Genomic DNA, 17,786 nt, shown 5'->3' with positions numbered 1-17,786 from the left:
CCGCCGAACACGAAGCCGCCCACTACATGACCGAACCCCCAGCGTCACTCCAGAAAACCAGCTAACTCAGTCTCCACAAAACCCGGGGCTTGACATGTTGGCGTGCCCCGGGAACAGGTGAACACGGCACCGGTGGATCATGGAGTTCTCTACGCTTCAAGATCCACGAGGGTGCCGTGTTCGTTCCTCCATCATCCACTGCCACCGCTCCTGCCTTTCCGGCACCCCGCCTGGAAGCCCTTGGCTCGGGTGACACGCGAGACCAAGTCCGCTGCCTGGTGGCCCAGTTCGAGTCGGTCACCGATCCTCGCGGGGCGTGCGGGGTGCGGTATCGAGTCTCGTCGCTGCTGGCCCTGGCGGTCTGCGCGATGACCCCGGCGGGCCATGACTCCATCACCGCGGCAGCGGAGTGGTGCAGGCGCGCCGCCCCCGAGGAGCTGGCCGCCTTTGGCCTGCCCTACCACCCATTGCTCGGCCGGTACCGGATCCCGAGCGAGAAGACGTTGCGCACCGTGCTGGGGTGCCTGGATCCCGTCGAGGTCAGTGCGGCCGGCTACGACCACCTGCGGCCCCTGCTCTCCACCCGGCCCTGCCTGCCGGGGCCGCTCATGCCCGACGGTGGCATCGAGCGGGAGCAGCGCCGTGCCCACGGGGCGGCCGCCCGCGCCGAACCGGTGCGCTCCCGGCGCCGGGCCATCGCGGTGGACGGTAAATGCCTGCGCGGCGCGAAACGCCCGGATGGCAGTCAGGTCTTCGTACTCTCCGCTGTCCGGCACGGCGACGGCATCACCCTGGCCTCCCGCGAGATCGGCGCGAAGACCAACGAGATACCCGAGTTCGCACCCCTGCTCGACCAGCTCGACGACGCCGATCTCGCCGGGGTCGTCGTCACCGCCGATGCCCTCCACGCTCAACACGGCCACGCCACCTACCTGCACGAACGCGGCGCCCACTACCTGCTGACCATCAAGAACAACCAACGCGGGCAAGCTCGCCAACTCCACGCGCTGCCCTGGAAGAAGATCCCCGTCGTCCACCGCGACGACGCCCAGGGCCACGGCCGCCACGAACGACGCCTCGTACAGGTCGTCACCGTGGTTATCTTGGGTGACTTGAGGGTGTCAGGTATGTAAGGCAAGTAGGGTAGTTCTGTACTTGCCTTACAGGTATCCAAAGGGTGTCAGGCACATTGGCTATGTCTGCTGTTCTACACCGGCACTACCGAGCCGAGCGGGCCATATCGGGGGACGGGTCCACGTACTGGGTCGTGGTCAACGAGGCGTTCGAGTTGCACACCGAGGCGTGTGCCTGGCTCGCGGGCCGCAAGGACTGGAGCTACAACACCCAGCGCACGTACGCGGGCCGGGTCGCCCTGTATCTGTCGTACTGCACCGAGCACGGCATGGACTGGACCCGTCCCTCGCTGGCTCAACTGATGGCAATGATGCGGTGGTTGATCGAAGAGCCGCTGCCGGCGAAGGGGCGCCGTCCGGCGGTGGAGCCGCGTTTTCGGGACAAGGGAACCGCGAACAAGATCATGGGCTCGGTCGGGGAGTTCCTGACCTGGTCCGCGCTGCAGGGCTGGGTGCCGCAGACGGTGGTGAGCGTGCTCGTGCAGCCGAGGTTCCTCCACCACATGCCGTCCGGCTTCGATCCGGGCGAGGACGGCCAGCACCGCACGATCAACGCCCAGCGCATCAAGTACCGGGTCGCGGTGCCGGGTTACGAGTGGCTGTCCGACGCCGAGATCGAGAAGGTCCTCGACTGCACGACGCACGCCCGGGATCGGTTCCTGGTGGCCCTGCTGGCGGTCACTGGTATGCGGATCGGCGAGGGCCTGGGGTTGCGGCGCGAGGACATGCACTTCCTGCCCGACTCCACCTCGCTGGGCTGCCGCGTCGAGGGCCCGCACGTGCATGTGCGGCGGCGCCTGAACAGCAACAACGCGTATGCCAAGTCGCCCTATCCGCGGTGGATCCCGGTGGAGGCCCAGACCGTGGAGCTGTACGCCGCCTACCGGTACGAGCGGGACGCGGTGGCACAGGCGGAGAGCTGCGACATGGTGTTCGTGAACCTGTTCCGCGCCCCGCTCGGCGAGCCGATGAAGTACCCGAGCACGTATGAGCTGTTCAAGCGCCTCGCGACCCGGGCCGGGTTCCGGGCCCGCCCGCACATGCTGCGGCACTCGGCCATCACACGATGGCTGAGGTCGGGGGTGGACCGTGACGTGGCCCAGAACATGGCCGGGCACCAGTCGCCGCAGTCGATGGACCCCTACACCCACGCAACCGGCCAGGACAAACGCGACGCCGTAAAGCTGGTCGCCGCCAAGAGGAAGGAAGCCCGTCCGTGACGGTGTCCAGCAATGTCGTCCCGCTCCACCCGCCACGACGAGGCGCCGACCGGGTGGCCGGCGGCCTGGCCTCGAAGGTCCTGGACCAGTGGACCGCGTGGCTGCGCGAGCGGATCGAACCCGGCTGGCGCCAGGGCGAATGGGGCGATCAGGCCCGTCTGTTCAGCGGAGATGTCGACCACGCGGGCACGGCTGTCTACCGGTGTGATGTGGCCGCCTGCGAGGCGCTTACCCGCGTGCGGCGGGGGCTGTGCGCCACCTGCGAGAAGGCCCACCGGACGGGCGGCCTGGGGCTGAAGGAGTTCAAGGCCACCCATGTGCCGGACCGCAACCGCGTCATCGACGGTGAGCGGGCCGAATGCCAGGTTCAGGGGTGTCCGCGGGACTCGGTGCTGTGGGGCCTGTGCAACGCGCACGGCTCGCTGCGGCAGAAGGATCTGCAGCGCGACCCCGGCGGCGAACTTAAGGCGTGGGTCGAGCGGCAGACACCGTATCCGCCGTCGCCTGCATGCCTGGTCGCGGGCTGTCGCTACGACGCGCGGGCCACCTGGGGGCTGTGCGGCATACACGGCAGCCGCTGGAAGAAGGCCACCGCCCAGGGAAGGCGCCAGGCGCCGTCTGCCGCCTGGCTGGAGCGGCAGGCACCGTTCCTCAACGTCCACCAGTTCTCGCTGGCCCCGCTGCACCCGGTGGCCCGCCTGGAGATGCTGTACGCGCTGCAGCAGCGCGATACACGCGGGCAGAAGATCGACCCCGCCGCCGTGCGCCAGGCGGTGACCCACCTCGCGGGGAAGACCGACTCCATCGCCACCGCGACCGGCGAACAGCTGCCGGTAGGACTGCAGGCGAACGTGGACGCCCTGATCCGCGAGACACACCGCATCCTGCGTTTGGCGTTCGACCGCTTCGAGGGCGTCGACCCGAGGGCCCGGGACGTCCTGGACCTGGCCGAACTCGGCGTCAAGAGCCTGCGCGGGGGCACCACCCAGCGCTCGCTCAGCCTGGACCTGACGGGCATCCGCCAGCTGTGGCTGCGGCAGATCCTGGTCACCTGGATCGCCGAGACGAAGCCGACCACGACCGAGGCCAGACGGGGCCTGCGCGTCTGCGAGGCGGTCGGCCGGGCCCTTGACCTGCGGCCGGAAGGCGGCATGGACCCCTCGGCCCTGGCCTTCGCCGACATGAACGCCGTGGTCGACACCTTCCGCGTGCTGCCCAAACTGGACGGCAAGGCCATGTCGAGCAAGCAGCGCGGAGCGCTGCTGTCGTTCTTCTTCAAGATCCTCGATTACAACCGGGCCGCGGGCCATCTGGACGGCATGTCGGCGGGCTTCACGCGGCACTCCAGCCACGTCATCAAGGCCGAGGAAGTCGACGAGGACGACTTCGGCAAGGCCCTGCCCGAGTCCGTCATCGACCAACTCGACGACCATCGCGACGCGTTGGGTGAAGGTGTCAGCCACGGCAAGATGACGCCCGAGCAGGTCCACGCCATGGCCCGCACCGTCTACGAGCTGCTGCGGGACACCGGCCGGCGCCCGTACGAGATCGCCGAGCTGCGGACCAAATGCCTCGAGCACGTCGACGGTGAATGGCTGTTGATCTGGGACAACCGCAAGGGACGGCGGCTGAACCGGCGCCTGGAGATCGAACTGCAGACCGTGGAGAGCATCCGTGCCTGGCTGGACGTGCGCGAGGGGATCGACCTGCCCACGGGCAGCGAGGACTTCCTGTTCCCGCCGGCCGGGGAGAACGGCAAGATCCGCCACCTGCTGCCCGAACAGATCGCGCCGATCATCCGCCAGTGGGCCGACAACATCCCCGTGCTGCTGTCCGAGGAGTTCGGCCGGGACGGCAACCGGGTGCCCTTCGACCGCTCGCTGATCTACCCGTACGCGTTTCGGCACTCGTTCTGCCAGCGGTACGCGGACGCCGGGGTACGGATCGAGGTCCTGCAAGACCTCATGGACCACAAATCAGCCCAAACCACCCAGCGTTACTACCGGATCAGTCACAAGAGGAAGCGGGAGGCGGTCAATGTGATGCGCCTGCGGACCGTGGACCGCAAGGGCAGGTCCGCGCCGATGGCGTCGGCGACCGCGTACGAGTCCCGCGCGGTGGCGGTGCCGTTCGGCAACTGTACCGAACCGTCCAACGTCAAGGCGGGCGGGAAGTCGTGCCCGATCCGGTTCCAGTGTGCCGCCTGCCCCTTCTACCGGCCCGACCCGTCGTATCTGCCCGCCATCGAGGACCACATCCGCAGGCTCAAGGCCGACAAGGAGATGGCGGTCATGATGGAAGTGGACGAGTTCGTCGTGAAGAACCTTGACCACCAGATCGCGGCGTTCAAGGGGACCGCCGCGACGATGGGCAAGCTGCTGGAGGCGATGGGCCCCGACGAGCGCACAGAGGTCGAGGAGGCGTCGGCGGTCCTGCGCAAGGTCAGGGCCGCCCAGGGACACAGCAGAGCCGTGTCCCTGGGCATGCCCGGCATGCGGGACGGGAGCACGGCATGAGCACACCGAAGCGCTCTTCCGGCGATGTCCTGCGCGCCAGCCGCAAGAAGGACAGCCAGACGAAACGGGCCCAGGTGCTGGCCACGGTGGACGCCATGAAGTCCAGGGGCGAGACGGTCACCTTCAACTCCGTCGCCCGCACCGCAGGGGTGTCCAGATGGCTCGTCTACGCCGAGGGGGTCCGCGAGCACGTCGAGGCCGCCATGAAGAGCCAGACCAGGGCCGAGCGGCGCACGAAGCAGGCCGGCCGGGATGCCTCCGCAGCATCCCTGGCCACCGACCTGGCCCTGGTCCGGGAGGAGAACAGGGCTCTGCGCGACGAGCGCGACCGCCTCAAGGAAGCCGTGAGGCGTTCACTGGGCGCCCAACTCGACCAGTCCGGCACCAGGGAGCTGACCGAGCGGGTCAACGAGCTCCTGACGGCCGTGGAACGGCTCGCCCTGGAACGCGACGAGATACGCGCGGAACGCGACGACCTCAAGTCCAGGCTTGCCGAGAGCCAGGACGATCTGGCCGCCGCCCGGGAGGCGGGCAAACGGATGCTCAAGCAGATCAACCGCACCTGAGACGGGGCAGACAACGGCGGCCCGGCGGCATCAGCTGCCGGGCCGCCGGCACATCGCGCGCCGCTCAGGCCGACGCGGCCGACTCGTCCGAGGTCAGATCGGCGATCTGGGCCTTGAGGTCAGCGATCTCCTTCGCCATATGCACGATCGTCTTCTGCCTCTGGACGGCCTTGCTGCCCAGCCTCTCCACGCCGCCGATGGTTCTCATGCTGCCTTCGGCGGCATCCGCCATCTGCCCGAATGCCTCTTGGTCGAGGCTGTTGGGATTGTTGGCCTCGAACACGCAGGCCCGGTGCATGTCGCCCATGTAGGCGACGGTCTTACGGATGGCCATGAGAGCGTCCTGGGCTCCGAACTCGTCGCCCTGGCCGAGGGCGTGGAAACGCGTCACCCGCGCTCCGCGCTTGAGCGGGTCACGCGAGTGCATGAACTGCTCCAGGCGGTAGCCGAGTTCGTGCGCGGCGACCCTCGCCTTCGGCACCGCCTGCCGCAGGCGGCGGTCGGGGATGCCGGTCCCTCGGGCAATGTCCGCATACGACAGCTCGCGGCCGAGGTTGTGCCGCAGCCACAGCAGGACGCCGATGGCGTCCTGCTGCAGCCCAGAAGGGGTATCACTGTTGCGCTTGGGGCTCACCGAAGCTTCTTCTCGCTCTCGTCCAAGAACGCCTGCAAGGCGTCGTCGTTCAACGCGGTGTACGGGCCGGCCACCAAGTCACGGATGAACGTCATGGCCGCCTCCGACGCCGCACACAACTCGGTGATGGCCCGGCTGCGGTCCCCGGTGAACTGCACCTGATGACGTTGCAGCAGTGACAGCGCCCGCAGCGTGGCCAGGCGGACCTCGGTCATTTCGGTGAACACCTGCAGGGCCACATCGGCCTCGGCCGGCTCGCGTGACGTGGCGCGGACCGCCCGCTCGATTTCCGCGGCTTCCGCAGCCTCCATGTCCTGGGCCTGACGGTCCGGGAGGGTCGCGTCACACTCGCGGGCAGCCTCTTCGGCTGCCCTGGCGGCGGCCTTGCGGTCTTCGAGGTCGGCCTGTGCCTCGCGCCGCTCGTACTCCGCCAGGGCTTCCTGGGCGGCCGCCCGGGTGTCCGCGTCCGCCAGGATCGCAGTCTTCAGCGCCTTCGGCTGCTGGGTCACGTAGACCGGGGATCCGGGCTTGATGCCGGCCCGCTCGGCCTCCTGCTCGATCGCCTGCCGTCGCTCGTTGTTGTTCATGCGAGCCTCGTAGCTGCGGTAATAGCCGTGCTCGCCGAAGAACGGGATCTCTTCCTCGTCCGGCAGGTCGACCTGAACACCGGGGGTCAGCTTGTGGATCGAGGGCACACGCTCGTCGGCCGCTGCCCGTTTCCACGCTTCGAGAAAGGCCATGACGCGCTTGTGGCTGGTATGCGAGCGGCGGGCGAACTCCCCTGCGCTGATGCGCCGGAAGACCTCGGTTCGACCGAACCGAGGTTGCAAATCGGTCCTTTCGCCCTGCCCTTCACCGGGTTCGACACGGCGGGCGATCAGGAGGGCCCGGGCCCAGCCGCCTTTGCGGTCGTGGGTGGCAAACTCCTCGATGTCAGCGTTGAGACAGTCCTCACCGTCATCTGCGGGCAGCTCCATCACACACCCACCAGATCCGGGGCGGCTGCCCGCACGCCAGCAGCAGTGTCGTCTTTGACCCTGGATCCGATCCACATCGCCAGGACTTCCACGGTCCCGTGCGCTTCCACGCAGGCCGCCTTCTCCTCCGGCGTGAAGTCCAAGACGGTGGACGCCGGGTAGCGGCTCATGAGCGCGGTGACCTGGTCATTGAGCCGCACCAGGTCCCGGGCCAGGGCCTGGGCCTTGCTCGGCCTCTCCCAGCCGTTATTGATGCGGCCCTCGCGGTCGCGCCGGCGCTTGTCGTCGATGGCCCGCTTCGCCGCGTCACGGAAGGCGTCGTCTTCCTCCACCAACTCCCGCAGCACCTTGTCCCGTTCCACGGGCGGCAAGGAGCCCAGGTACTGGGCCACGTTCATGCCGCTGGCGGGGTCGGACAGATCCTGCAGCGTCGGGCCGACGCCCAGGGCACGGCGGTACTGCGGAGCGCTGATCCGGCCGGTGCCGGCCTCGCTCGCTTCGGCCAGCATCGACCGCAGTGTGCGGTAGCCCTCGTCGTACGGCTTGCCCGAGGGCGTCAGGCGGGCGCCTTCGCGAAGTGCGCTGTAGCTGACGTGAACGCCGCTGTCCGCGACGAGCTGCCGCACCGGCGGCGTGCACATGCGGGCGGTGTGCCGGTAGTCACGGGCGGTTCGGGGGCTCAGGCTGATCTCGTCGCAGTACTGGTCGAAGTCGCCATCGGGGCCCGATGGCGTGACGGCCAGCAGCTTGTCCCCGATGACGAGGCGGTTCTCGCAGCCCTCGTTCATCAGCCGGCGGCCCTCGTGCACGTCCTGATCTGTGTAGCTCATACGAATGTCCCCTCGCGGTCAGTTCGACGGCCGCGCAGTGTAATCAGACGACAACCGAGAATGACGGACTCAACTGGCTGTGAAACACGGCACGTTGACGCGCTTGGGCTGCGAGCGCTGCGGGACTGGCACGTCATCTGGCTCTGCGAGGTGCACCCGTGAGAGGGACGGTGGCTATGCCTGCCCGTGGGCTCGGGCGGCAGCGGGATGCGGCGGGAGGTGGGGGCGACAGGTGTCGCAGCAGGCACTCATCCAGGCCCGGTTTCTGTCGCCGCGCAGTCGGATGCGGCCGGGGGCGCCGCAGGTCTCGCAGGTGTGCTCGGAGGCCGTCTCGGCGGTGTCGGTCAGGGCGGTGGCCCGGTCGGCGAACTCGCCGTCGAAGTCGCCGTCTTGGAAGCGGTCGGCGACGGTGAGGCGCAGGCCGCCGAACCTCACGGTGAACGACTCGATGCGGTAGTCGGGATCGAGGTCGAGCAGGCTGCGGTGGAGTTGGTCGAGCAGGGTGGCCCAGCCGGGCCCGACGGTGGGAGTCCAGGCGGGAATCTGCCGTTCGGCGGGGCGAGGGTGGTCCGTCGTCATGGCGCCATGGTTGCGCACGACACTGACAACGCCGCCGGACATGCGCCGGGCCAGGCTCCCGGTAGTGCCCCGGGTCACCTGGCCCCACGACTTCCAGCGGCCCACGGCCCCTGGCCTGGTTCAAGCCTATCCCCGCTGTGCACTCGACGCTGCCGGTCAGAGGCTGTCCGGCTGCTTGCGCGGGCGGTGCGGCAGACGCTGCTGCCACCGCCGAGACAGCCGTTCCCGCCACGTCAAGCACGGCCCGTAGGTCAGTCCCGGCTCGGTGAAACTGCCGGTGTGAACGCTCCGGCGGCGAAACGGGTTAGCAGTCACCGGCGGGCCGCGCGTTCACAAGAGCACAACCGTTCAACACGTTCACGCAAGTGGTGGCGCCTACGGCTTCCGGGATCCCGCCCGGGTGGTGCGTACTGGATTTGTATCGGGCACACCCGCCCCAGATCCCGGCGAAGGAACACCAGATGGCTGCTGCCACACCCACCCGGTAAGTAGCGCGCGCAGCCGGGTGTCGGGGGTTCGGGGCGCGTCGTTCCTCCGGCTTCCGGTCAACCGGACCGCCCTCGTCCGATTTCACAATCGCGCAATGTCGCATCGCTTGCAACACATTCACCGCCTCGCCCCTCTGTGCGGCCCGTGGCCGGGACGGTGCACTGGTAACTGGTAGTACCCGGCAGTCACCCGTCTGCAACAACGGGCAGGTGTGCTGGGTTCGTGTCGGGCACACCCGCCCCAGACCCCGGCCGATCTTCGCCGCAACCTGCGCAGCAGGACGGAGCAGGACGGAGCAGCATCAAGAACGCTCCTAGACCAGCATCAGCGAGGGCTCCTGCGGCGACCTGGCTGCACTCCCCACCCCTCCCGTCGATCACACAAAGTGAGGTCCCATGTCTTCTCAGGCCATCGCAGCCGGGCCGATCGACCTGGCCGACGTGCGCAGTCAGGTGGACCGCGTGCTGTCGGACTTCCTCGACAGCAAGGCACGTGCCGCAGCTGCCTGCGGGCATCCCGCTGAGATCACCGAAACCCTGCAGGCCTTCCTGACTGCGGGCGGAAAGCGCATCCGGCCGCTGCTGTGTGTGGTGGGCTGGCATGCCGCAGGCGGCCACGGCGACACCACCACCATCCTGCATGCGGCGGCCTCACTGGAGATGTTCGTCGCCTTCGCCCTCATCCACGACGACCTCATGGACCGCTCCGCCACCCGCCGGGGCCACCCCACCGTCCACCGCGCCCTGAGCGCACGTCACCAAGACCGCACGCACGCCGAGCAGCTCGGCGACAGCACAGCTCTGCTGAGTGGCAACTTCGCCCTCATCTGGTCCGAAGAACTCCTCCACACTGCACGCTTCACCCCCGACCAGCGCGAGAGCGTGCACCGGTTCAACGACGCCATGCTCGCCGAGGTGATGTTCGGGCAGTACCGCGACCTGCTGGGCACCGATCGCTTCGATACTGACGTCGACGCCGCCCTGCAGATCATCCGCTACAAAACCGCTACCGGCACCGTCCAGCGCCCCTTGCAGATCGGCGCAGCCACTGCCGGTGCCGATGCCAGGGTCCTGGACGCCTGCACCGCCATCGGCCTGCCCCTGGGCGAAGCCTTCCAGCTACGCGACGACCTCCTGGGCGTCTTCGGCAGCCCCGGCCACACCGGCAAACCCAACCTGGACGACCTGCGCGAAGGTAAACGCACCGTGCTCCTCGCCCTCGCCCTGCACCATGCCACCCCCGCACAACAACGCCGCCTGCACGCCCTGGTGGGCCACCCAGCCCTCGAAGAGCACGATGCCGCCGAAGTCCGCGCCATCTTCGAAGACACCGGCGCCCGCGAACATACCGAGCGCATGATCGATGCCCGCCTCCGGCAAGCCCTGCGCGCTCTGGACAAAGCCGCCTTCCCTCCGCACGCCACCACAGCACTGCGCCAGCTCGCCCACGCCGCCACCGCACGAACGAAATAGCTCACCCCGCCAGGCCGATACCAGGCCGGACACATCATGCCGAACCCCCGTAAGCAGCTAAGGCCGGAAGGAGCAGGACCGATGCCGGACAGCCCGGAAGAGATGATCGTGCTGCTGAAAGAGCGGTGGGAAGCCACCGGACACGCCCCCAAACTCGCCAGCCACCACAACGACACCCCCCTGCACCTCGCCTTCACCTGCTACGCCTTCAACCCCGAGGGAAAGTTCCTGCTCACCCGCCGGGCCCTTACGAAAAAGACCTGGCCCGGGGCATGGACCAACAGCTGCTGTGGCCACCCCGCCCCCGGCGAATCGCTGCACGCCGCCGTCACCCGCAGGCTTCAGGCCGAACTCGGCGTACACCCCGACCGCCTGGACACCGTGCTGGCCGCGGTGCGCTACCGCGCAGTCATGGACAACGGCATCGTGGAGAACGAAGTCGGCCCCGTCGTCCGCGCACTCCTGACCCAACCGCCCCGCCCGGACCCGGATGAAGTCGAAACGACCCGCTGGACGGCATGGCCCGACCTGGTAGCTGCCGCCACCGAGGGAGCGGCGGAAATCACCCCTTGGAGTCTGATCACTATCAGGGAACTGGCCGCGCTGGGGCCCGACCCCTGGAAATGGCCGTCAATCCCCACACACGAACTGCCCGGCGGGCTGCACTGACCGCTTCCCCGCTCTCCGATTCCAGCAGCCAACGGCCGGTCACAGCTAGTTCGCACTGGACCGGCCAATCTGGGTCTCACGCCGACCATGACAACAGAATGCCAAGTTTCCTACCAAAAGGCAGAAAATGGAAACTTGCGACACCCGAAGGGGACGTGTTCTTCATGCACCACGAGGCGAAATTCGACATTCCGTTCCCCCCTCGGATCAACTCGGGAACGACACAGGCACTCGAACGCAATGTCGCCTGGGCCCGCCGCATGGGCTTGGTGGCCAACGATGAGGAAGTTGAGCGATACGTCGCCAGTCAGACGCAAGAAGCGGCCGCATACTTCTACCCGGATATCGCCGGGGAAGACCTCGATCTCGGATATGACATGTGCGGGTTCTTCTTCGTCTTCGATGACGCCTTCGACGTTCCCCCGGGGCCGTCTCTCGACAGTGCCGTGGCCACCTGCCAGGACCTGATTGCCCTGCTCGCCCAGCCCCAGGAAGCGGCATCACTGGATGCCCCACCTGTCGTAGTTGCCTTCAGCGATGTCTGGCGACGTGAGGCAATCGGAATGTCACCAACCTGGGTCAGGCGAGCTGCCCACAACTGGGCCGACTACTTCTACGGGCAACTCGCCGAAGTGTCCAACCGGCTCGCTGGAATCACCCTGTCACCCGACGACCAGATGAAGGCGCGACGCAGGACCATCGCGGTCGTGACCGGCATGGACATGGCCGAACGGACCGGCCACTTCGAAATGCCCAGCCTGGCCTGGCACAACAGCCTTACACAAGCCATGTTGGATAAAGTCTCCGACCACGTCTCCATGGTCAACGACATCTACTCACTCGCGAAAGAAGAAGCCGATGGAGATCACAATCTGGTCCACTGCATCATGAGGAGCCGTAACTGCTCGCGGGCAGATGCCATCGGCGAGGTAGTCGAGACAGCCAACGGCCGCATTAAAGAGTACATCGAACTGGCGCAGGGAATTCCGCAGATGTGCCGCACCCTGAATCTCTCCCCCGCAGAGCGCTCCGCGGTTGACCGCCACGAGGACGCAATGCGGATCCATTTCCGAGCCAACCACGACTGGGGATTCAACGCTGGACGCTATACCGGCTGAAAGTGAAAACCGACACCCCGCCATGTCTCCATGCGGGCATCGAGTTGAGGTCAAACACCCTATCCGTAACCCCTGGGTTACGTCTGCACGCCGACCTCGAGCACGGCGAAGAACATGGCACCTATGCCCTGGTGGGCCTCCCCGCGGCCCACCTCGTCGACTTCGCCGAAGAGACCGACGAAACCTGACTCGGCGTCGTTCCTCCGGCTTTGGGTCAACTGGACCGCCCTCGTCCGATTTCACAATCGCGCAATGCCGCATCGCTTGCAACACATTCACCGCCTCGCCCCTCTGTGCGGCTCGGCGCCGGGGCAGTGCACTGGTAACTGGTAGTACCCGGCAGTCACCCGTCTGCAACAACGGGCAGGTGTGCCGGGTTCGTGTCGGGCACACCCGCCCCAGACCCAGGCGAAGGAAGAGTCTGATGACTGCTGCCACACCCATCCGTACCGGCCTGGCCGACCTGACCGACCTCGAGGCAGTGCGTGCCGTACCAGCCGGTGAACTCCCGGCTCTGGCCAGGCAGATCAGAGAGTTCCTGGTCGAGAAGGTGACGACGGCCGGCGGGCACCTGGGCCCGAATCTGGGCGTGGTGGAGCTGACGCTGGCCCTGCACCGGGTCTTCGACTCTCCCCACGATGCGATCGTCTTCGATACCGGTCATCAGGCGTATGTGCACAAGCTGCTCACCGGCCGGAGCAAGGAGTTCGACACCCTGCGCCAGCCGGGCGGCCTGTCCGGCTACCCCTCCCGCAGCGAGTCGGTGCACGACCTGGTGGAGAACTCCCATGCCTCCACTGCCCTTTCGTACGCGGACGGCCTGGCCAAGGCCCGCCAGCTGAACGATGAGCCCGAGCGTGCGGTGGTGGCGGTCATCGGCGACGGCGCACTTACCGGCGGGATGGCCTGGGAAGCACTGAACAATCTGGGTGCGGGCGGGCGGCCGGTGACGGTGGTGGTCAACGACAACGGCCGTTCCTACGACCCGACCGTCGGCGCACTGGCCGGGCATCTGGCCGAACTACGGGGCGGGGACACCGCCCGGCGTCGCCGGAATGTGTTCACCGATCTCGGATTCGCCTACCTCGGTCCCGTCGACGGCCATGACACCGGCGCGGTCGAGGACGTACTGCGCGCGGCAAAAGCCGTGGGTGGGCCGGTCGTTGTCCATGTGGCCACGGTGAAAGGCAAGGGGTATGGGCCGGCCGAGTCGGATGAGGCCGACCGGCTGCACGCGGTCGGTCCCGCCCCGGCCGAGAGAGTGCCCGCGCAGGGTACGGCGCGGCCCAGCTGGACGTCGGTGTTCTCGCGCACGCTGCTCGAACTCGGCGCGCGGGACGACACATTGGTGGCCATTACGGCGGCGATGGGCGGGCCGACCGGTCTTGCGCCGTTCGCCGAGAGATTCCCGGAGCGGTTCTTCGACGTGGGGATCGCCGAGCAGCATGCGGTCACCTCGGCGGCCGGGCTGGCGATGGGCGGAATGCACCCCGTGGTGGCCATCTACGCCACGTTCTTGAACCGGGCGTTCGACCAGGTGCTGATGGATGTGGCGCTGCACCGGCTGCCGGTCACCTTCGTCCTTGACCGGGCAGGCATCACCGGCCCGGACGGGCCGTCCCATCACGGCATGTGGGATGCCTCGCTGCTCTCCCTCGTCCCCGGCCTGCGCCTGGCCGTGCCGCGCGATGCCGCCCAGCTGCGGCAGCTGCTCGGGGAGGCCATCGCCCACCAGGACGGCCCGACCGCGCTGAGGTTCCCCAAGGGTGCTACGGGCGCGGACCTCACGGCGGTGCGCCGGGAGGGTGTGGTGGATGTCCTGTCCGCTTCCGGGATCCGTGATGTGCTGCTGGTCGCCTACGGCCCGCCGGCCGCAGCGTGTTTTGCGGCTGCGGCTGAGCTTTCGGCCCGGGGCATCGGCGTCACGGTGGCAGACCCGCGCTGGGCCGTGCCCGTCCCCCTGGCCCTGCTCGAACTGGCCGACCGTCACCGCCTGGTGGTCACGGTCGAGGACAACTCCCGCACCGGCGGCCTGGGCAGCCAACTCGCGCAGAGCTGCAGGGACACCGGCATCACCACAACCGTCGTCAACCTGGGCCTGCCCCGCCACTTCATCACCCACGGGGACCGTGAACAGCTCCTGGCCGAGGCCGGACTGTCCGCCGCACAGATCGTCTATACGGTGCTGCGGGCCCGCGCCGGCAAAACCCTCCGCCCTTCTGGCCCTTCTGGCCCTTCTGACGGGAGTCCGGCATGACCACGACCGATCTCGGCCTGCCCGCTCTTCCCTCCCAGACCCCGGTGCGCCGCCGCACCCGGCAAATCCATGTCGGCGATGTCCCAGTCGGTGGCGGCGCACCGGTCACCGTCCAGACCATGACCACCACCCTCACCGCCGACGTGGACGCCACGTTGCAGCAGATCGCCGCCGTCACCGCGGCGGGCTGCGACATCATCCGCGTCGCGGTCCCCTCCCAGGACGACGCCGACGCCCTCCCGCAGATCGTGGCGAAGTCCCCGATCCCCGTGATCGCCGACATCCACTTCCAGCCCCGCTACGTCTTCCAGGCCATCGACGCCGGCTGCGCCGCCGTCCGCGTGAACCCCGGCAACATCAAGAAATTCGACGACCGTGTCGCCGACATCTCCGTTGCGGCCGCGGCGGCCGGGGTACCGATCCGGATCGGAGTCAACGCCGGCTCCCTCGACCCGCGCCTGCTGGCCAAGTACGGCAAGGCCACCCCCGAGGCCCTGGTGGAATCCGCTTTGTGGGAGTGCTCGCTGTTCGAGGAGCACGGCTTCACCGACCTCAAGATCGCCGTCAAGCACCACGACCCACTCACGATGATCGCCGCGAACCGGCTGCTCGCCGAACGCTGCGACTACCCCCTCCACCTAGGCGTCACCGAGGCAGGTCCCGCCTTCCAAGGCGCGATCAAATCATCGGTCGCCTTCGGCATCCTCCTCGGCGAGGGCATCGGCGACACCATCCGCGTCTCCCTGTCCACCCCACCGGTCGAACAGGTCAAGGCCGGCTGCCACATCCTGTCCTCACTCGGCCTGCGCCCCCGCAAACTCGAGATCGTCTCCTGCCCCGGCTGCGGCCGCCTCCAAGTCGACATCCACAAACTCGCCTCCCAAGTCGAGGCCGCCTTCGACGGCTTCCCCCTACCGCTGCGCGTCGCGGTGATGGGCTGCGTCGTCAACGGCCCCGGCGAAGCCCGCGAAGCCGACATCGGCGTCTCCTCCGGCAACGGCAAAGGCCAGATCTTCGTCAAGGGCAAAACCGTCCGCACCGTCCCCGAAAACAAAATCGTCGAAGCCCTCCTGGAAGAAGCCCTCAAACTCACCGACCCCACCAGTGAGGCACCGGCATGACACTCGCACCCCTCACCCCGGCCCCCGCCCCCAACTCGACCTGCACCAGCTCAAAACAGCCGCCGAGGACGTCCTCACCGACTTCCTCGCCCACAAGTCACGAGAGGCTGCCGACGGCAGCCGGCTGCCCAACCTGGGCCGGCCGCTGCAGGAGTTCCTGGCGGCTGGCGGCAAACGGATCCGCCCGGTGCTGGCCATGGTCGGCTGGCACGCCGCCGGCGCCCATGGCAGCCAGCAGACGGCCTGTCATCTGGCCGCGTCCCTGGAGCTGTTCCATGCCTTCGCACTGATCCACGACGACGTCATGGACCACTCCGACACCCGCCGCGGCCACCCCACCATCCACCGCTCCCAAGCCGCACAGCGCGGCGGCAGCGCCTCGTCGGCCGACCGCTTCGGCCAAGGAGCGGCCATCCTGATCGGCGACCTCGCCCTGTGCTGGTCCGATGAGCTCCTGCACACCGGTCTCCCCGCCCCCCTCCAGCTTTCCGCCGTGCTGCCCCTGCTGGACGCGATGCGCACCGAGGTCACCCTGGGCCAGTACCTCGACCTCGCCGGAAACCGGCACAGCATCGACGTGGATGCCGCACTCACCGTGATCCGCTACAAGACCGCGAAATACACCATCGAACGCCCCCTGCAGCTCGGCGCCGCCCTCGCCGGAGCACCCCAGCCGGTCCTGGACGCGCTGTCCGCCTACGCCATCCCGCTGGGCGAAGCCTTCCAACTGCGCGACGACCTCCTCGGCGTCTTCGGCAACCCCCACACCACCGGAAAACCCGCACTCGACGACCTGCGAGAAGGCAAAGCCACCGTCCTCATCGCGCTTGCCTACCGGCATGCCTCGCGGGAGCAGGCCGACCAACTGCGGCATCTCATCGGATGCCCGGACCTCAACGAGGTCCAGGCACGGGCGGCACGACGAATCATCCGCGCCACCGGAGCCGACCACACCGTCGAGAACATGATCACCGAACGCTACGACCAGGCGATGGCCTCCCTCGACAGGGCGCGGTTCGAGCCCGCCGCCATCCAAGCGCTCCGCTCACTCGCCGACTCCGCAGTGAAGAGGCAGACATGAACGCCCCGGCCCCCGCCTCACGCCGCCGTGTCCTGCTCGCCGCCCCGCGGAGCATGTGTGCGGGGGTCGACCGCGCCATCCAGGCGGTGGAGAAGGCCCTGGAGCAGTACGGGGCCCCGATCTATGTCCGCCACGAGATCGTGCACAACAAGTACGTCGTACAGACCCTGGAGAAGAAGGGCGCGATCTTCGTCGAACAGACGGAGGAGGTCCCCGAGGGCTCCATCGTCATGTTCTCCGCGCACGGCGTCGCGCCGACCGTGCACGCCGAGGCCGCCGAGCGGAACCTCGCCACGATCGACGCGACCTGCCCCCTGGTGACCAAGGTCCACAAGGAAGCGATCCGGTACGCGAACGAGGACTACGACATCCTCCTCATCGGCCACCAGGGCCACGAGGAAGTCATCGGCACCTCCGGCGAGGCCCCCGACCACATCACCCTGGTCGACGGCCCCGAGGACGTCGCCAATGTCGAGGTCCGCGACGAGTCGAAGGTCGTCTGGCTCTCCCAGACCACCCTCTCCGTGGACGAGACGATGGAGACGGTCGACGCCCTGAAGGGCAAGTTCCCGAACCTCCTCTCACCGCCCAGCGACGACATCTGCTACGCCACGCAGAACCGCCAGATCGCCGTCAAGAAGCTCGCCGAGGACGCCCAGCTGGTCATCGTCGTCGGCTCCAAGAACTCCTCCAACTCGGTCCGCATGGTCGAGGTCGCCCTCGACGCCGGCGCCGACTCCGCCCACCTGGTCGACCTCGCCGACGAGATCGACGAAACCTGGCTGGAAGGCGTCACCACCGTCGGCGTCACCTCCGGCGCCTCCGTCCCCGACGTCCTCGTCGACGGCGTCATCGAATGGCTGGCGGCGCGCGGCTACACGGACGTGGAGACCGTCAAGACCGCCGACGAGTCCATCACCTTCTCGCTGCCCAAGGAACTCCGCCGCAACCTGCGCGCCGAAGCCGACGAACTGTCGGTCCGGCCAACTAGCCCGGCCAGCCAAGCCCAGGAGTGATCACCACCGATTGCGGGCCTGTCCAGTAAACGGTGGCTTTGGTTGCTGGATTCGTTAGCGCCGGCCGATGGAGAGTCGGCCGTCGAAGGTGATGTCGAAGGCTTGGAG

At 68.0% G+C, this 17,786-nt stretch carries 15 protein-coding genes and 1 pseudogene; 12 read left to right on the top strand and 4 right to left on the bottom strand.

The features are described from left to right. Positions 1-176 precede the first annotated feature (176 nt). From ACIBEA_RS42855 to ACIBEA_RS42840, 4 genes and pseudogenes are all read left to right on the top strand, one after another. Positions 177-1,097: pseudogene (locus ACIBEA_RS42855) on the top strand (ISAs1 family transposase); the annotation flags it as partial. 92 nt (positions 1,098-1,189) lie between these two features. Then, entirely contained in the window at positions 1,190-2,353 is a 1,164-nt protein-coding gene (locus ACIBEA_RS42850) for a tyrosine-type recombinase/integrase (protein ID WP_399269697.1), read from the top strand. Further along, on the top strand, positions 2,350-4,869 hold the full coding sequence (locus ACIBEA_RS42845; protein ID WP_399269693.1) for a tyrosine-type recombinase/integrase: 2,520 nt from the start codon (positions 2,350-2,352) through the stop codon (positions 4,867-4,869). Before ACIBEA_RS42850 ends, ACIBEA_RS42845 begins: the two co-directional genes overlap by 4 nt. Next, positions 4,866-5,435, top strand: a complete 570-nt coding sequence (locus ACIBEA_RS42840; protein WP_399269691.1) for a DUF6262 family protein — start codon at positions 4,866-4,868, stop codon at positions 5,433-5,435. The genes ACIBEA_RS42845 and ACIBEA_RS42840 overlap by 4 nt, the downstream gene beginning before the upstream one ends. Positions 5,436-5,499: 64 nt before the next feature. On the opposite strand, the gene ACIBEA_RS42835 is transcribed toward ACIBEA_RS42840, so the two are convergent. The 4 genes from ACIBEA_RS42835 to ACIBEA_RS42820 all read right to left on the bottom strand — a co-directional run bounded on the left by ACIBEA_RS42835 (position 5,500) and on the right by ACIBEA_RS42820 (position 8,455). Next, the gene (locus tag ACIBEA_RS42835; protein ID WP_399269689.1) at positions 5,500-6,069 is read right to left on the bottom strand and encodes a hypothetical protein; all 570 of its coding nucleotides are present in this window, start codon (positions 6,067-6,069) and stop codon (positions 5,500-5,502) included. Next, entirely contained in the window at positions 6,066-7,046 is a 981-nt protein-coding gene (locus ACIBEA_RS42830) for a hypothetical protein (protein WP_399269687.1), read from the bottom strand. Before ACIBEA_RS42830 ends, ACIBEA_RS42835 begins: the two co-directional genes overlap by 4 nt. Then, positions 7,046-7,876 carry a hypothetical protein gene (locus ACIBEA_RS42825; RefSeq protein WP_399269685.1) on the bottom strand — a complete coding sequence of 277 codons (831 nt, stop codon included), beginning with the start codon at positions 7,874-7,876 and terminating at the stop codon, positions 7,046-7,048. The genes ACIBEA_RS42830 and ACIBEA_RS42825 overlap by 1 nt, the downstream gene beginning before the upstream one ends. A gap of 174 nt (positions 7,877-8,050) precedes the next feature. Further along, positions 8,051-8,455, bottom strand: coding sequence for a hypothetical protein (locus ACIBEA_RS42820; protein WP_399269683.1), 405 nt, complete (start codon positions 8,453-8,455; stop codon positions 8,051-8,053). Between the two features lie 884 nt (positions 8,456-9,339). On the opposite strand from ACIBEA_RS42820, the gene ACIBEA_RS42815 reads away from it, so the two are divergent. From ACIBEA_RS42815 to ACIBEA_RS42780, 8 genes are all read left to right on the top strand, one after another. After that, a complete protein-coding gene (locus ACIBEA_RS42815) occupies positions 9,340-10,416 on the top strand; it encodes a polyprenyl synthetase family protein (RefSeq protein WP_399269681.1) in 1,077 nt (358 codons plus the stop codon). An 81-nt stretch (positions 10,417-10,497) separates the two neighbouring features. Next, positions 10,498-11,085, top strand: coding sequence for an isopentenyl-diphosphate Delta-isomerase (gene idi, locus ACIBEA_RS42810; protein WP_399269679.1), 588 nt, complete (start codon positions 10,498-10,500; stop codon positions 11,083-11,085). A 164-nt stretch (positions 11,086-11,249) separates the two neighbouring features. Next, the gene (locus ACIBEA_RS42805; protein ID WP_399269695.1) at positions 11,250-12,203 is read left to right on the top strand and encodes a hypothetical protein; all 954 of its coding nucleotides are present in this window, start codon (positions 11,250-11,252) and stop codon (positions 12,201-12,203) included. Between the two features lie 2 nt (positions 12,204-12,205). Continuing rightward, positions 12,206-12,391, top strand: a complete 186-nt coding sequence (locus ACIBEA_RS42800) for a hypothetical protein (protein WP_399269677.1) — start codon at positions 12,206-12,208, stop codon at positions 12,389-12,391. Between the two features lie 236 nt (positions 12,392-12,627). After that, positions 12,628-14,460, top strand: coding sequence for a 1-deoxy-D-xylulose-5-phosphate synthase (locus ACIBEA_RS42795; protein WP_399269675.1), 1,833 nt, complete (start codon positions 12,628-12,630; stop codon positions 14,458-14,460). Next, complete coding sequence (gene ispG, locus ACIBEA_RS42790; RefSeq protein ID WP_399269673.1) at positions 14,457-15,581, top strand: flavodoxin-dependent (E)-4-hydroxy-3-methylbut-2-enyl-diphosphate synthase; 1,125 nt, start codon at positions 14,457-14,459, stop codon at positions 15,579-15,581. Before ACIBEA_RS42795 ends, ispG begins: the two co-directional genes overlap by 4 nt. Next, complete coding sequence (locus tag ACIBEA_RS42785) at positions 15,565-16,662, top strand: polyprenyl synthetase family protein (RefSeq protein WP_399269671.1); 1,098 nt, start codon at positions 15,565-15,567, stop codon at positions 16,660-16,662. Before ispG ends, ACIBEA_RS42785 begins: the two co-directional genes overlap by 17 nt. After that, a complete protein-coding gene (locus ACIBEA_RS42780; protein WP_399269669.1) occupies positions 16,659-17,678 on the top strand; it encodes a 4-hydroxy-3-methylbut-2-enyl diphosphate reductase in 1,020 nt (339 codons plus the stop codon). The genes ACIBEA_RS42785 and ACIBEA_RS42780 overlap by 4 nt, the downstream gene beginning before the upstream one ends. Positions 17,679-17,786 lie beyond the last annotated feature (108 nt).

The organism is Streptomyces sp. NPDC051555 (assembly GCF_044454405.1).
In the GTDB taxonomy this organism is placed as follows: domain Bacteria; phylum Actinomycetota; class Actinomycetes; order Streptomycetales; family Streptomycetaceae; genus Streptomyces.
Note: the sequence above shows the minus strand (reverse complement) of the source record. Positions and strands in the feature narration are given on the sequence as shown.

What these genes read in the sequence shown, in the direction of transcription:
- ACIBEA_RS42830 (WP_399269687.1), bottom strand. Translation starts at nt 7,046, where the DNA reads ATGGAGCTGCCCGCAGATGACGGTGAGGACTGTCTCAACGCTGACATC.
- ACIBEA_RS42840 (WP_399269691.1), top strand. Translation starts at nt 4,866, where the DNA reads ATGAGCACACCGAAGCGCTCTTCCGGCGATGTCCTGCGCGCCAGCCGC.
- ACIBEA_RS42795 (WP_399269675.1), top strand. Translation starts at nt 12,628, where the DNA reads ATGACTGCTGCCACACCCATCCGTACCGGCCTGGCCGACCTGACCGAC.
- ACIBEA_RS42780 (WP_399269669.1), top strand. Translation starts at nt 16,659, where the DNA reads ATGAACGCCCCGGCCCCCGCCTCACGCCGCCGTGTCCTGCTCGCCGCC.
- ACIBEA_RS42805 (WP_399269695.1), top strand. Translation starts at nt 11,250, where the DNA reads ATGCACCACGAGGCGAAATTCGACATTCCGTTCCCCCCTCGGATCAAC.
- ACIBEA_RS42820 (WP_399269683.1), bottom strand. Translation starts at nt 8,455, where the DNA reads ATGACGACGGACCACCCTCGCCCCGCCGAACGGCAGATTCCCGCCTGG.
- ispG (WP_399269673.1), top strand. Translation starts at nt 14,457, where the DNA reads ATGACCACGACCGATCTCGGCCTGCCCGCTCTTCCCTCCCAGACCCCG.
- idi (WP_399269679.1), top strand. Translation starts at nt 10,498, where the DNA reads ATGCCGGACAGCCCGGAAGAGATGATCGTGCTGCTGAAAGAGCGGTGG.
- ACIBEA_RS42815 (WP_399269681.1), top strand. Translation starts at nt 9,340, where the DNA reads ATGTCTTCTCAGGCCATCGCAGCCGGGCCGATCGACCTGGCCGACGTG.
- ACIBEA_RS42825 (WP_399269685.1), bottom strand. Translation starts at nt 7,876, where the DNA reads ATGAGCTACACAGATCAGGACGTGCACGAGGGCCGCCGGCTGATGAAC.